The following is a 13795-nucleotide window of genomic DNA, read 5'->3' on the forward strand; positions in this document are numbered from 1 at the left end:
CTTCACGCTCAGCGCGCTCGCGCTCGGCGCGGTCGATCTCGTCGATGGTGGCCTGGTCGATGCGGCGATCGGCGATTTCACGCAGCGCCAACACGGTGGGCTTATCGTTATCCGGATTGACCGCCGGTTCGGCACCATTGGCGAGCTGGCGGGCGCGTTTGGTCGCCATCAGCACCAGTTCGAAACGGTTGTTGACTACCTCGAGGCAGTCTTCCACGGTAATGCGAGCCATCGGAAATCCTTGAACTATAAAAACTTATGCGGCCTTACAGTTTATCGGCCGGCTACCCGGCTGGCAACGCGACAGGGTCGCAGCCATGATGAACAACCTCTATCATGCCCGGCCGTCGCACGCCAGCTCGAAACAATGCTGCAACACGTGCACAATATAGAACTATAAAGTACAAATTTCCCCAACCCCTGCAGCGGACTCCCTCTCGATGCCTTCCCTGCCCCGCCCTGCCGCACTACGCCGTCTTGTACCCGCCCTGGCCATGCTTACCCTGCTGGCCGGCTGTGCCATCGCTCCGCCTCGTACCGACGACCCGCTGGAGAAGTTCAACCGTAAGAGCTACGCCTTCAACATGGCGCTGGACAAGCATGTGCTGCGTCCGGTGGCCGTGGGCTACACCAAGGTCACGCCCAAGCCGGTGCAGACCTCGATCAGCGACTTTTTCACCAACATCCGCCTCCCCATCAGCATTGCCAACAACCTGCTGCAGGCCCGCCCCAGTGACGCGATGGCCGATACCGGCCGCTTCCTGATCAATATGACGGTGGGCCTGGCCGGCTTCTTCGATCCGGCTACCAAGATGCAGATTCCGCTCAAGGAAACCGATTTCGGCATCACCCTGGCCCGCTGGGGGGTGCCGGAGGGCGACTTCGTGATGGTGCCGCTGCTCGGCCCATCGACCTTCCGCGACGTCTGGCAGTACCCGGTGGATGGCTACCTGTTTGACCCAATGAGCTATTTCTCGAGCAACCACAAGTTCCACTGGGGCCAGTACTACATCCCGCAAGTGGTGTACTTCATCCAGATGCGCGCGCAGTTGCTCGACGCCGACAGCTTCTTGCAGACCGCCTACGACCCCTATGCCTTCGTACGCGACGCCTGGCGCCAGAACCGCCTGAACAAGATCTACGACGGCAATCCGCCGGCGGACGTGATGCTCAAGCTGCAGCAGGGCCAAGGTTCCAACAACCAGAACCAGAATTTCGATCCCGCCGAGCTGTTGAAGGAACAGCAGCAATGGGAACAGAAGCAGAAGCAGCAGAACAACTCCGGCAAGCCGACCGGGGGCTGAGCTGAAAGAACGAAGCCCGCTCCGAGGCGGGCCTCGCTCAAGCGGCACAAAAAAAACGAGGCCTTGATGAGCCTCGTTTTTTTGTGCTCATTTTTGCCTGCTCAATGCAACAACGGATCCACACCGCAGACCCGTGCCAGCGCCTGCATGCCTGCAGGCACGCGGCTGACGGTCACCCGGCGACCGCCCTGGTCCGCTTCCGACAGCGCCGCCAGCACGCACGCCAGGCCGGCACTGTCGCAGCCATCCACACCACCCAGATCCAGCACATGCCGGTCGCTCTTGGCGAATGCAGCACGCATCGCCGTGAGCGCATTCGCTGCCGTGGCGAAATTCAGCGTGCCGGACACGGCAACCGTGTCCGGCCTGTCGGTGGCGACCCGAAACTCGCCGGACTTAGTCGGCGCCATGGGCCTTGCTGCCCTTGTCTTGCTGTTCCATCTGCTGCAGCGCCTTGTCGCCCTGCGTTTCCAGGTCGGCGGTCAGCTTGTCGAGGCCTTCCTTCTTGATCTCGGCATCGACCTGGTTGCGGTAATTGGTGATGTAGGAGATGCCTTCGATGATGATGTCGTAGGCCTTCCACTGGCCATCGGCGGTTTGGTGGAACACGAAGTTCACCGACACGGGCTTGTTGTCGCTCGTGTTCATCTGCGTCTTCACCACCGTGTACTTGGGATTGACGTCGCCCGCGAACGGCAAGATTTTCACCGTGCCTTTCGTATAGCTCAGCAGGCCTTCCGCATAGCGGTTGGTCAGTGAGTTATAGAAGGCCTTGGCGAAGCGCGCACGCTGCTCGGGCGTTGCTTCGCGTGCATGCATGCCAAGCACCAGAATCGATGCCCAGTCCGTATCGAAATGTGGCAAGAAAATCTGGTTGATCAGGGCGACCAGCTTGGGCTTGTTGTTTTGCAGCTGCGCCTTGTGATCGGCGATCTGCGTATCGAGCTGATGAGTGATCTCTTCTACAACGGCCTGCGGCGACGATGCGCTGGACGGTTGTGCGCTGGATGCACTCTGCGCGAAAGCCGGCGCGGCGATCACGACGCTGCCCAGGGCGAGAGCGGTGGCAATGGCCAGATGACGCAACATGCATGACTCCTCGAAAAGCCGGCTCAATGCTTGCCGGCGGGCTGATTGGATGAACCGTTGCCACCGGCATTGTTGCTGCCGCTGGACGAACCATTGACCAGGAACTTGCCGATCAGATCTTCCAGTTGCATCGCCGACTGCGTCAGCACGAACTGGTCGCCATCCTTGAGCGAATTCGGCGAGCCGCCGGGTTGGACTGCAACATACTGGCTGCCGATCAAACCACTGGTGAATACGGCCGCGGACGAATCATCCGGAATCTGGTTGTACTTGTTGTCGATGGCCATGGTGACGGTGGCGTCCAGCTTCACCGGATCCACCTTCACACCGACCACACTGCCGATGGAAACACCCGCCATTTTTACCGGCGCCCCTATCGAAAGCGTACCGACATTGCTGAAATGCGCGGTGACGTCGTAGCTGCCGCCGAAGGCATCGGCCGTACCGCCTGCGCCGAAGAACTTGCCGAGCATTTCCTCCAGCGGCTGGGTCGACCGGGTCAGCACCAGATGCCCGCCGTTGGCGAGATATTGCTTGGCACTGCCGAACTGCAAACCCACGTACTGGTCGCCCAGCAGCCCGCTGGTATAGATCACCGCGGTCGAGTCGGAGGGAATCTGGCTGAATTTCTTGTCAATCGAGAGCTTGACGTCGGCGATGTCCTTGCCCGGCTCCAAGCTGATCGACTGCACCTGGCCCACACGTACGCCTGCCACTTTCACCGGCGCGCGCTCTTTCAACTGGCCGACGTTCGCAAACTGCGCATCGACGGTGTAGCTCGCGCCCTGGTGGCTGTTGACGACCGAGGTCGTCTGCGTGGCGAGGTAAGCCAGTGCAGCGAAACCGAGCACGATGAACAGGCCGGTACCGACGGCATAGGATTTTCTCTGGCTCACGGCAAGGTCCTCAAAAAGAAGCAATTAGTCATGATGGTCACATCAGGAAGGCGGTGAGCACGAAGTCCAGCGCGAGAATGGCGATCGCCGAGGCGACGACGGTACGCGTGGTGGCATACGCCACGCCTTCGCTGGTTGGTGCCGTGGTGTAGCCCTGGAACACGGCAATCAGCGATATCACGCCACCGAACACCAGGCTCTTCCAGATCAGGCCGTTGACCACGTCGTCCCACACATCCACGGTGGCGGTCATGTTCGACCAGAACGTGCCGTTGTCGACGCCCAGCCAATCCACCGCGACAAGATGGCCGCCAAAGATGCTCATGCCGCAGAACACGCAGCACAGCAGCGGCATGGCGATCAAGCCGGCCAGAAAGCGTGGCACGGCCACATAAGCGATCGGGTCCACCGCCATCATTTCCATCGCTGCGATCTGGTCGGTCGCGCGCATCAAGCCAATTTCCGCCGTGATCGACGTGCCGGCACGGCCTGCGAACAGCAGCGCGGTTACCACCGGCCCCAGTTCGCGATACACCGATAGCGCCACCACCGAACCGGTGGCGGAAGTACCGCCGAAAATGGCCAGCACGTGGTACAGCTGCAGCCCCAGCACCATGCCCACGAACAGTCCGCAGGTCATGATGATGGTGAGGCTCATGCCGCCGACGAACCACAACTGGCGCACCGTCTCCGCCGCATGCCGCATGCTGCGCGGAATGGCGGAAAGAATGCGCAGCAGGAACAGACCGCAGCGCCCGATCTGGGCCAACGATGCGATCACGACATTTTCGTGTTCCATCCGCGCGCTCATGCAGCACCTTGTTTGAAGCCGAGGGCCGCGGCGTAGTCGTCGGCCGGATACTGGAACGGCACCGGGCCATCCGCATCGCCGCCGAAGAATTGGCGCGTCCATGACGAGCCGTTCCCGGCGATGGTCTTGGGATCGCCTTGCGCCACCACCTTGCCATTGGCGATCAGATAGACCATATCGGCCACCTGCTTGATCGCCTCCAGTTCGTGCGCCACCAGCACGCTGGTGATGCCCAGCGTTTCGTTGAGCGTGCGGATGAGCTTCAGCACCTGGTTCAACGCGATCGGATCCAGGCCGACGAACGGCTCGTCATAAAGAATCAGCATGGGATCGAACACGATCGCACGTGCCAATGCGACGCGGCGTGCCATGCCGCCGGACAGCTCGCTGGGCATCAGCGAAGCGGCACCGCGCAGGCCGACCGCCTGCAGCTTGGTGAGCACGATGTTGCGGATCAGCACCTCCGGCAAGCGGGTGTGCTGGCGCAGCGGAAACGCCACGTTTTCGAACACGTCGAAGTCGGTGAGCAGCGCGGAGTTCTGGAACAGGTAGCCAATGCGCTCGCGCAGCCCGAACAGGGCATCGCGCCGCAGCTGGGCCACATTGTTCCCATCCACCAGCACCTGGCCGGCATCGCCGCGCATCTGGCCGGTAATGTGCTTGAGCAGGGTGGTCTTGCCGGTGCCGCTCGGGCCCATGATGGCGGTGACCCTGCCGCGCGGGATGTCCAGGTCCAGCTTGTCGAACACGACCTTGCCGTTGAGCACCGTGGTCAGGCCACGGATGCTCACCAGAGCGCGATCGTCAGGTTGAGCTTGGACAGTATCGATCATGGCCAGGGGGGTGGCGGGAAAGTGGAGAAGTTAACTGAACTGGAGCCCTAATGCTATGCGGACCAGTACAGTAATCCTGAGCGAACGTTCAGGTTTCGGCCAAAAGCTCCCGGATCAGACCCTCGTGCCGCAGGCATTGCAGCACGCTGCGTTGGCGCACTGTCCGCACGATGGCCTGGAGGCCGTCCAGCGCCTCCTCGAACCGGTCGTTGACGATGATGTAGTCGAACTCGTGGGCATGGGCGATCTCTCCGCGCGAATTACGCAGCCGCCGCTCGATCACTTCCGCGCTGTCCGAGCCGCGCCCACGCAGCCGTCGCTCCAGTTCCGCACGCGACGGCGGCAGGATGAATACGCTCACCACGTCAGGCTTGGCCTTGCGTATCTGCGTGGCGCCCTGCCAGTCGATCTCCAGCAGGACATCGCGCCCTTGCTGGAGCAGATCCTGCACGGTCTTGCGCGAAGTCCCATAGAAATTGCCATGCACTTCGGCGTGTTCGAGGAAAATGCCCTGGGTAACCTCGCGCTCGAACTCGGCCCGCTCGACGAAGTAATAGTGGCGCCCGTATTGCTCGCCCGGCCGCGGCGGACGCGTCGTGTGGGAGATCGACAGCGAGATGCCCGGCTCGCGCGCGAGCAGCGCGTTCACCAGGGTCGATTTGCCCGCGCCGGAAGGCGCGGCGACGATGAACAGCGTGCCCTCGGTGCTGGAGGTCTGCGCGCTCATTCGATGTTCTGCACCTGTTCGCGCATCTGCTCGATCAGCACTTTCAGCTCCACGGCGGCATTGGTGGTGCGCGCGTCGACCGACTTGGAACCCAGGGTATTGGCCTCGCGGTTGAACTCCTGCATCAGGAAATCCAGGCGCCGGCCCACCGGCTCTTTCAGACCGAGCACACGGCGCGTTTCCGCAATGTGCGTACTCAGACGATCAAGTTCCTCGTCCACATCGGAACGCGTGACCTGCAGCACCAGCTCCTGCTCCAATCGGCCCGGATCGGCCGGCTGCTTGAGGTCGGCGAGGCGTGATTCAAGCCGCGCACGCAGCGCGGTGCGGATTTCCGGCATCCAGCCACGCACCTCCGTCACGATGCGCTCGATCGCATCGAGGCGCTCGCGCAGGATATCCGCCAGCTTGGCGCCTTCGCGCTCGCGCGTGGCGGTGAGCACATCCAAGGCGCGGTCAAGCACATCCAGCAAGGCCGCTTGCTGGGCGTCCTGATCCGCTTCAGCGTGCTGCAGCACACCCGGAAAGCGCAGCAACTCAGTGAATTCGATGCGCATGCGCGGGAACCGCGCTTCCATATCCAGCGCCAGTTCGGACAAGCGGCCCACCAATACGCTGTCGACCTGCAGTGATTCGCCGCGCGCTTCGCCACGCCGCACAATCACATCCACCTTGCCGCGCGACAACTGGCTCGTCATCCGCTCACGCAGCGCGGATTCGAATACGCGCATGTCGTCCGGCAACCGGGGGCTAAGCTCCAGGTAGCGATGGTTGACCGCACGCAGTTCGCACGTCAGCGCCCCCGCGGGGGTAAGGGCTTCGGCGGAAGCATAGGCCGTCATGCTGCGGATCATGGAGAACCTTTGGGGATGGAAGGTAAGGAAAGGGGGCAATGGTAAACTGTCCCGCCTCCCATTGCCCAAAGAGCCTATGCCTGTGTCCCGTCCAAGCGGTCGCACCAGTGATCAGTTGCGCAAAGTCACCATCGAGCGCCACTACACCCGTCATGCCGAAGGCTCCGTGCTGATCGCATTCGGCGACACACGCGTGCTGTGCACAGCCAGCATCGAAGACCGCCTGCCGCCTTGGCTGCGCGGCAAAGGTGAAGGCTGGGTCACGGCCGAATACGGCATGCTGCCGCGCGCCACCTCCACCCGCACCCAGCGCGAAGCCGCGCGCGGCAGCCAGGGTGGCCGCACCATGGAAATCCAGCGCTTGATCGGCCGCAGCCTGCGCGCCTGCGTGGATCGCCAGTCGCTCGGCGAACGCGTGATCACCCTCGATTGCGACGTGATCCAGGCCGACGGCGGCACGCGCACCGCCGCCATCACCGGCGCCTACGTGGCGTTGGTCGACGCGGTAAACGTATTGATGAAGCGCGAAAACCTGAAGCGCAATCCCATCATCGGCGCGGTGGCGGCGGTGTCGGTCGGCGTCTACCAGGGCATGCCCGTGCTCGACCTCGACTACGACGAAGACGCCAACTGCGACACCGACATGAATGTGGTGATGAATGACGGCGGCGGCATCATCGAAGTACAAGGCACCGCCGAAGGCCATGCATTCCGCCGCGACGAAATGGACGCCATGCTCGACCTGGCCGAAAAAGGCATCGTCGAACTTGTCGGCCTGCAGCGCGCTGCGCTGGATCTGGGCTAGGTGCTTTCCATGCGGCGTATCGTTCTGGCCAGCAGCAACCGCGGCAAGCTTGCCGAATTCAATACCTTGCTCGCCGATAGCCAATTCGAAGTGATTCCACAGGCGGAACTCGGCGTGGAAGATGTCGAGGAAACCGGCCTCAGCTTCGTGGAGAACGCATTGCTCAAAGCGCGTCACGCATCCCAGGTGACGGGCTTGCCGGCGCTGGCAGATGATTCAGGCCTGTGCGTGATGCACCTGCATGGTGCGCCCGGACTCTATTCCGCGCGATACAGCGGCGGCCATGGCAACGCGCAAGCCAATAACACGCGCCTGCTGCGCGAACTCGACGGCGTCCCGCAGGCACAGCGCCATGCCTTCTTCATCTGCGTGCTCGCGCTGCTGTGGCATGCCGAAGACCCTGCGCCGCTGATTGCCGAGGGCCGCTGGCATGGCCACGTGCTGGACGCGCCACGTGGTGCGCGCGGTTTCGGCTACGATCCCTTGTTCCTGCCGCATGGCCAGTCACTGAGCGCCGCCGAGCTGGAACCCGAGGTCAAGAACCGCCTCAGTCATCGCGGCCAAGCCATGGCGACATTGCACGCACGCATCGCCGAACTGCACGCCTGAGATGCCGCTGATCGCACCGCCGCTGTCACTCTACGTCCACATGCCGTGGTGCGTGAAGAAATGCCCCTATTGCGATTTCAATTCGCATGGTCTACGTGGCGAGCCGCCCTATGCGCGCTACGTGGAAGCGCTGCTGGCCGACCTGGACGCCGATCTGCACGATTTCGGTAGCGCGCTAGCAAACCGGCCCATCATCAGCGTGTTCTTCGGCGGCGGCACACCCAGCCTGTTCGCGCCGGAACTCATCGCCCGCTTTCTCGACGGCGCACGCGCGCGCCTGCCTTTTATGGAGGCATGCGAAATCACGCTGGAAACCAATCCAGGCACGGTCGAGCATGGGCGATTCGACGGCTACCTGGCCGCGGGGGTGAACCGGATTTCCTTCGGCATCCAGAGCTTCGACGACGACAAGCTCAAGCGCCTGGGGCGCATCCATTCCTCGATAGAGGCGGAAGCCGCGGTGAAGTCCGCGCAGGATGCCGGCATCGGCAACATCAATCTCGACCTGATGTACGCCCTGCCGGAACAAACCCTGCCCGGCGCATTGAACGACGTGGACCGCGCCGTGGCCTTGCAGCCAACCCATATTTCCCATTATCAGCTCACGCTCGAACCCAACACCGTGTTCGCCGCGCATCCGCCGCCGCTGCCCGACGACGACGACGCCTGGGCCATGCAGGAAGCCTGCGAAACGCGCCTGGCCCAGGCGGGCTATACGCAATACGAAGTCTCCGCCTACGCCAAACCCGGCCGGCGTTGCGAACACAACCTCAACTATTGGCGCTTCGGCGATTACCTCGGGGTCGGCGCCGGCGCGCACGGCAAGCTCAGCGATGCCGCATCCGGCCTGGTGTGGCGCCGCTGGAAAACCCGCCACCCCAACGCCTACCTGGAAGCTGCCACCCAGCCGGCCCGCATCGGCGGCCACTCGGCCGTAGCGGCCGACGAACTGCCATTCGAGTACATGCTCAATGCCCTGCGCCTTATCCACGGCGTACCGGTGGACGACTTCGCCGCCCGTACCGGCATGCCGCTGGCGCGGATCGCCAGTCAACTCGAGGCCAGCCGCCGGAAAGGCTGGCTGGAAGACGACCCGGATTGCCTGCGCACCACGCCGCTGGGGCAGCGCTTTCTCAACGATGTCATCGGTGGCTTCCTGGCCTAGGCAAAAATGTGATGCCCATCACAAAACCCATGACGAGCTCCTGTATCCAGCATACACTTGGCCCAGGGGAACTCATGGGGAATCCTGGTCATGGACGTCGAGCCGAGGGTCTATCCATCGCCTGCTGCCGGAGGTCGCCGCGCCGACCTCGGCCGGCTGCCCTTGCGCACGCGCAAACTGATCGAGGCGGCATGCACGCTTTGTGACCATTGGGCAGAACCCACGCTGCGGTTGTGCCTGGATCGCTTCGACAAGCGCCTCTACGAACAGGCCGAGCAGTCCCGCAATCATTTGGAACAGCAGCGCTGCTTCGACAGCCGCAACATGGTGCAACACGGTCGCGCGGCATTCATCCAGTCCTTCGCGGCGAAGTTGCGCGAGAGCTTTGAAAGCATGGGCGAAGCGCACGACGAGCAAGCTTCGCCGTCACTCAGCCTCGAATCGCTGACACTGCTCGATCGCACCGAGCATGAACTGACCGCCGCGCTCGACAAGCTCGCGGCGCGCAGCGAAGCCCAGAACGGGGCGATCCTCTCCGAACTGGCTTATCGCCTGGCCGTGCTGGTCGCGGCCCCGCCGTTGGAAGGCAAACAGCTGCCGCTTGGCCCCCAGAACATGGCACGCGTCCTGCGCGCGGCCAGCGAGCCGCTGAATCTGCCGCTCGAACATCGCTTGCTGTTGCTGCAAGTGTTCGAGAGCAGTGTCGGACGTACGCTGGTGTCGTTGTACGAAGGCATCAACGCCAAGTTGCTGGCCGATGGCATCCTGCCGCAACTACGCGCGTTCACCGCCGTGCGCGGGACGCATGGGCCTGCGCATGTCGGCGCGCAAGCACCCGCCGCTGCTGCAGCCGCAACATCCGCGGATGCTGCCGAACGCAGCCACGAACCGATTGCCGTACTGGAGACCCTGCGCGACATGCTTGCGCAGCAACGCGCCACGGCAAGCCCGGCAACGGCCGCCGGCGGGCGCACCGCCACACCGGATGAACTGCAAACAGCACTCAACGCGCTACAACAACACATGGTGCAGGTCACTGATCGCACCAGCCGCGAACTGCGCAGCGCGCAACGTCTGCAGGAAGAGCTGCTGTACCAGCTCAACCTCAACTTGCCACCCGGCGCGGCGCGCATGCAGTTGACCGCCGAGCAAGGCGATACGGTGGAACTGGTGGCGATGCTGTTCGAACAGCTCGCGCAACAATTGCATCATGGTCCGGATGCGCGCGCCCTGCTCGGCAATCTCCAGTTGCCGCTGTTGCGGATGGCTGTCGCCGATCGCGATTTCTTCAATCAACGCGAGCATCCCGCACGCCAGCTGCTCGGCAAACTCGCCGACACCCTCGACACCTGGCTGGATGGACCCGATGGCGAAACCGACCAGCAACTGCTCGCCAAGCTGAGTCAACTGGTGGATCGCGCCCAGGAGGAACCGCCGAGCGCCGGTCTCTACACCAGCCTGCTGGCAGATATCGAACATCACCTGATGCAACTGGTGCGCAAGGCGCAGGCGTCGGAGCGTCGCCACGTGGAAGCCATGCAAGGCCGCGAGCGGCTGGAGCAGGCGCGGCGGCGCGCGGACGAACTGATGGCCGAACGCTTTGCCATTGCCGCGCCGCGCGGCTTGCTGCGCACCTTGCTCGAACGCGCCTGGACGGACGTACTGGCGCTGACATTGCTGCGTCATGACGAACACAGCGAAGCCTTTCTGCATCAGTTGCGCATTACCGATGAGCTACTCGGCCAATTCCCGATCAGCGATCCGCTGGAGCTGCGTCGGGACGTGGAAACGGGCCTGCAGCAGATCGGCATGCACCAAGACGAAGCCGAGCAGGTCGCGCAGCGCCTGATCAGTGCGCAAATGCCGGCCACGGTTTCGTCGCTAACCGCTGCACCGGAGACACCGAAAGCCGCCGTGGCCGAACCGGTCATCGAAAAAAAAGCCGAGCAAGCGCCACTCCCAGCCGTCACGCCTCCAGCGGAAGACGCGACACCGCCACCTCGGCGCGTTGCCGAGGTGCCCAGTGCAACGGATCTGGCGATCCGGCTCAAGCAGCGCCAGCGGCTTGGCGAGCAGCGCAACCAGGAAGCGCCATCCTCGCCATCCTCCACGAACGCGGCCGTGGTGCCGCCGCTCGGCTTACGCGAGGCGCGCATCCACAACCATCTTCGCCAGTTGCCGTTCGGCACCTGGTTCGAGTTCACCGATCCGGCCACCGGCCATGCCGCGCAGCAAAAGCTGGCATGGTTTTCGCCCGTGTCAGGTAACAGCCTGTTCGTCAATCGCCGCGGCCAGCGCAGCGACGTGATGAATCTGCAGGAGCTGGCGCGTGCGATTGCGGACGGCCGCGTGCGTGAATTGCCGCCCAAGGATGAGGGCCTGCTCGACCGCGCCTGGCATGCGCTGACCAACAGCCTGCTGCGTCCCGCACCGCTGCTGCCGGAGGCACGCTCATGAACGAACAGCGCCGCGCGCCGCGCAAACGGCCCCATTACATCGTCAACGTGACGGATCTGATCACCGGCCAAACGCTCGGCCAGTTGGGCAACCTCTCCAGCAACGGCATGTTGCTGATCAGCCCGCATACGCCGCGCAGCGAAGCCGTCTATCAGGTGAGCCTGTCGCTGCCGACGCATGAAGCCAGCATGCCGACCATCGAAGTAGGCATCCAGGAACAATGGCACGAACCTGCTGCCACCCCCGGACAGATCTGGTCGGGATTTCGCATCATCGCCATCGGCAACAACGATGCCGCGCTACTGGAGCGGTGGCTGCAGCAAGCCTGATCGCTGGGCGGGAACCCGTCGGCGTTATGCCGACTTTTGCCTGTACCGCGACGATTTTTTTCCAAACGAGCGCCTATCGCAGCGCTCATGCACGCCCGCGCTACACTGGTTCAAGACCACCGCCGGAACTGATGCATGAGCCACGATCCTGCCTCGCTGTACGCCCAACACGTCGCCACCCTGCGCCAGCGCGCAGACCAGGCACTGGCGTTGGGCGGTTTCGATCATCTGCTGATTGCCGCCAGCACGCCGCTGCGCAAATTCCTCGACGACCAGGATTACGCCTTTGTCGCCAACCCGCATTTCCGTCATTGGCTGCCGCTGACCGACACGCCCGGCAGCTGGGTGGCGTACACGCCGGGCCATAAACCGAAACTGATTTTCGTGCAGCCGCGCGACTACTGGCACGTGGTGCCTGCTGCGCCCTGCGGTTACTGGGTGGATCAATTCGACATCACCATCGTGCGCACGCATGCCGAAGCCGTGGCGTTGTTGCCGAAAGGCCATCGGGCCGTGATCGCGCCGGAATGCCCCAGCATCGAAGGCGTGGAGGCCAACAACCCGGAAGCGGTGGTCAACTACCTACACTGGCATCGCGGCTACAAGACGCCTTACGAACTTGTATTGATGCGTGAAGCCAGCCGCATCGGCACGCGTGCGCATCGCGCGGCGGAGCAAGCCTTCCGCGCCGGCGAGAGCGAATTCGGCATCCAGCTGGCCTATCTTGCCGCCGCCAAGCAGACCGAAAACGAATTGCCTTATGCCAACATCGTGTGCCTCAATGAACACGCCGCCGTGTTGCATTACACGCATTTCGACCGCACGCCGCCACAGCAAGGCCGCTCGTTCCTGATCGATGCCGGTGCCAGCAAGTCAGGTTATGCCAGCGACATCACTCGCACTTACGCCGGCCACGGCCACGACGCATTCCAGGCGCTGATCGACAGCATGGACCGCGCACAGCAAGGCTTTGCGGCCAAGGTCAAAGCGGGGCAGAACTATGCGGAACTGCACCTCCATGCCCACCACGTGCTCGCCGACGTGCTGCGCGAACACGGATTGATTCGCATGAGTGCGGAAAGCGCCGTGCAATCCGGCGTTACCTCGGCCTTTTTCCCGCATGGGCTGGGGCACCCGATCGGCCTGCAAGTGCATGACGTCGCCGGCTTCCAGGGCAATGAGCGCGGCGGTTTCATTCCACGCCCGGACGGCCATCCGTATCTGCGCATGACGCGCGTGCTGGAACCGGGCATGGTGGTCACCATCGAGCCGGGGCTCTACTTCATCGACATGCTGCTGGAAGAACTGCGCGACAAGCCGGTTTCAAACGATATCGACTGGAACAAGGTGGCGGCGTTCCGTCCCTATGGCGGCATCCGCATCGAAGACGATGTAGTGTGCACCGACGACGAGCCTGAGAATCTTACGCGCGACGCGTTTGCCGAGTCGGCAAAGGCTTGAGTCGTTTCGCGCAGCCGCAATCGCTCAAGCCAGGAAGCAAGGCCTAGACGCAGACGAACCGCAACATGGCAGCCTGGATGGCGATGTTGCGGTTCGCGTTCGCGCACCGCCAAGCTACGAGGGGATGGCCCGGCCTACATGGCCAATCAGGCTTTTAAGGCAGCGCCGCAGACACGGCATCCGCCGTCAGCAGCCCTGTGGTCATTCGACGCACACGCCGCAAATGAATTGATCCTCGTCAACAATCCCGCCGCGCCGATGGCGTTGAATGCCCGCGGATAGCTTGATAGCGGAATGGTGAAACATGGCGATGCACTTTTCTTCGATACCGACGCGTGTAGGATGGGCTCACCCTGCTGGGAACGAGCCGCCTATGGCAATTCTTCGTCTCCCGTTGTTCGCGCCGTCCTGGGCCGTCGGCCCGCCTGCCCGGCTTGCATCATGCATGGCTGCTT

Annotated in this window: 15 protein-coding genes; 7 read left to right on the forward strand and 8 right to left on the reverse strand. The window is 63.1% G+C overall.

The features are described from left to right. Positions 1–232, reverse strand: a 232-nt coding sequence (gene rpoZ, locus VMA74_RS10800; protein WP_325366787.1) for a DNA-directed RNA polymerase subunit omega, incomplete at its 3' end; no start/stop codon positions are given. Positions 233–440: 208 nt separating this feature from the next. Between rpoZ and VMA74_RS10805 the strand changes: the two genes are divergently transcribed. After that, positions 441–1304 carry a VacJ family lipoprotein gene (locus tag VMA74_RS10805; protein WP_325366789.1) on the forward strand — a complete coding sequence of 288 codons (864 nt, stop codon included), beginning with the start codon at positions 441–443 and terminating at the stop codon, positions 1302–1304. Positions 1305–1405: 101 nt separating this feature from the next. Here VMA74_RS10805 and VMA74_RS10810 read toward each other — a convergent pair whose 3' ends face one another. The 7 genes from VMA74_RS10810 to VMA74_RS10840 form a co-directional block, all read right to left on the reverse strand. Continuing rightward, complete coding sequence (locus VMA74_RS10810) at positions 1406–1714, reverse strand: STAS domain-containing protein (protein WP_325366792.1); 309 nt, start codon at positions 1712–1714, stop codon at positions 1406–1408. After that, on the reverse strand, positions 1701–2393 hold the full coding sequence (locus VMA74_RS10815) for an ABC transporter substrate-binding protein (protein WP_325366794.1): 693 nt from the start codon (positions 2391–2393) through the stop codon (positions 1701–1703). Before VMA74_RS10815 ends, VMA74_RS10810 begins: the two co-directional genes overlap by 14 nt. Positions 2394–2416: 23 nt before the next feature. Continuing rightward, positions 2417–3289, reverse strand: a complete 873-nt coding sequence (gene mlaD, locus VMA74_RS10820) for an outer membrane lipid asymmetry maintenance protein MlaD (protein WP_325366796.1) — start codon at positions 3287–3289, stop codon at positions 2417–2419. A gap of 37 nt (positions 3290–3326) precedes the next feature. Further along, positions 3327–4100 (reverse strand): lipid asymmetry maintenance ABC transporter permease subunit MlaE, encoded by a 774-nt coding sequence (mlaE, locus tag VMA74_RS10825; protein ID WP_325366797.1) that lies wholly within the window; start codon positions 4098–4100, stop codon positions 3327–3329. Further along, positions 4097–4933 (reverse strand): ABC transporter ATP-binding protein, encoded by an 837-nt coding sequence (locus VMA74_RS10830; protein WP_325366799.1) that lies wholly within the window; start codon positions 4931–4933, stop codon positions 4097–4099. The genes mlaE and VMA74_RS10830 overlap by 4 nt, the downstream gene beginning before the upstream one ends. Before the next feature lie 88 nt (positions 4934–5021). Then, positions 5022–5660, reverse strand: coding sequence for a guanylate kinase (gene gmk, locus VMA74_RS10835; RefSeq protein ID WP_325366802.1), 639 nt, complete (start codon positions 5658–5660; stop codon positions 5022–5024). Then, the gene (locus VMA74_RS10840) at positions 5657–6514 is read right to left on the reverse strand and encodes a YicC/YloC family endoribonuclease (protein WP_325366804.1); all 858 of its coding nucleotides are present in this window, start codon (positions 6512–6514) and stop codon (positions 5657–5659) included. Before VMA74_RS10840 ends, gmk begins: the two co-directional genes overlap by 4 nt. Positions 6515–6590: 76 nt before the next feature. On the opposite strand from VMA74_RS10840, the gene rph reads away from it, so the two are divergent. The 6 genes from rph to pepQ all read left to right on the forward strand — a co-directional run bounded on the left by rph (position 6591) and on the right by pepQ (position 13340). Next, the gene (gene rph, locus VMA74_RS10845; RefSeq protein WP_325366806.1) at positions 6591–7319 is read left to right on the forward strand and encodes a ribonuclease PH; all 729 of its coding nucleotides are present in this window, start codon (positions 6591–6593) and stop codon (positions 7317–7319) included. Positions 7320–7328: 9 nt separating this feature from the next. Further along, positions 7329–7928, forward strand: coding sequence for an RdgB/HAM1 family non-canonical purine NTP pyrophosphatase (gene rdgB, locus VMA74_RS10850; RefSeq protein WP_325366808.1), 600 nt, complete (start codon positions 7329–7331; stop codon positions 7926–7928). A gap of 1 nt (position 7929) precedes the next feature. Then, positions 7930–9093, forward strand: coding sequence for a radical SAM family heme chaperone HemW (gene hemW / locus VMA74_RS10855; protein WP_325366810.1), 1164 nt, complete (start codon positions 7930–7932; stop codon positions 9091–9093). 90 nt (positions 9094–9183) lie between these two features. Beyond that, entirely contained in the window at positions 9184–11550 is a 2367-nt protein-coding gene (locus tag VMA74_RS10860) for a DUF1631 family protein (protein WP_325366812.1), read from the forward strand. Next, positions 11547–11879, forward strand: coding sequence for a PilZ domain-containing protein (locus VMA74_RS10865; RefSeq protein ID WP_325366814.1), 333 nt, complete (start codon positions 11547–11549; stop codon positions 11877–11879). Before VMA74_RS10860 ends, VMA74_RS10865 begins: the two co-directional genes overlap by 4 nt. A gap of 135 nt (positions 11880–12014) precedes the next feature. Continuing rightward, positions 12015–13340 (forward strand): Xaa-Pro dipeptidase, encoded by a 1326-nt coding sequence (gene pepQ / locus VMA74_RS10870; protein ID WP_325366816.1) that lies wholly within the window; start codon positions 12015–12017, stop codon positions 13338–13340. Positions 13341–13795 lie beyond the last annotated feature (455 nt).

It is taken from the genome of Dyella sp., assembly GCF_035508675.1.
GTDB lineage: Bacteria > Pseudomonadota > Gammaproteobacteria > Xanthomonadales > Rhodanobacteraceae > Dyella_B.

What these genes read in the sequence shown, in the direction of transcription:
- VMA74_RS10805 (WP_325366789.1), top strand. Translation starts at nt 441, where the DNA reads ATGCCTTCCCTGCCCCGCCCTGCCGCACTACGCCGTCTTGTACCCGCC.
- VMA74_RS10810 (WP_325366792.1), bottom strand. Translation starts at nt 1,714, where the DNA reads ATGGCGCCGACTAAGTCCGGCGAGTTTCGGGTCGCCACCGACAGGCCG.
- VMA74_RS10815 (WP_325366794.1), bottom strand. Translation starts at nt 2,393, where the DNA reads ATGTTGCGTCATCTGGCCATTGCCACCGCTCTCGCCCTGGGCAGCGTC.
- mlaE (WP_325366797.1), bottom strand. Translation starts at nt 4,100, where the DNA reads ATGAGCGCGCGGATGGAACACGAAAATGTCGTGATCGCATCGTTGGCC.
- VMA74_RS10830 (WP_325366799.1), bottom strand. Translation starts at nt 4,933, where the DNA reads ATGATCGATACTGTCCAAGCTCAACCTGACGATCGCGCTCTGGTGAGC.
- gmk (WP_325366802.1), bottom strand. Translation starts at nt 5,660, where the DNA reads ATGAGCGCGCAGACCTCCAGCACCGAGGGCACGCTGTTCATCGTCGCC.
- VMA74_RS10840 (WP_325366804.1), bottom strand. Translation starts at nt 6,514, where the DNA reads ATGATCCGCAGCATGACGGCCTATGCTTCCGCCGAAGCCCTTACCCCC.
- rph (WP_325366806.1), top strand. Translation starts at nt 6,591, where the DNA reads ATGCCTGTGTCCCGTCCAAGCGGTCGCACCAGTGATCAGTTGCGCAAA.
- rdgB (WP_325366808.1), top strand. Translation starts at nt 7,329, where the DNA reads ATGCGGCGTATCGTTCTGGCCAGCAGCAACCGCGGCAAGCTTGCCGAA.
- hemW (WP_325366810.1), top strand. Translation starts at nt 7,930, where the DNA reads ATGCCGCTGATCGCACCGCCGCTGTCACTCTACGTCCACATGCCGTGG.
- VMA74_RS10860 (WP_325366812.1), top strand. Translation starts at nt 9,184, where the DNA reads ATGGACGTCGAGCCGAGGGTCTATCCATCGCCTGCTGCCGGAGGTCGC.
- VMA74_RS10865 (WP_325366814.1), top strand. Translation starts at nt 11,547, where the DNA reads ATGAACGAACAGCGCCGCGCGCCGCGCAAACGGCCCCATTACATCGTC.
- pepQ (WP_325366816.1), top strand. Translation starts at nt 12,015, where the DNA reads ATGAGCCACGATCCTGCCTCGCTGTACGCCCAACACGTCGCCACCCTG.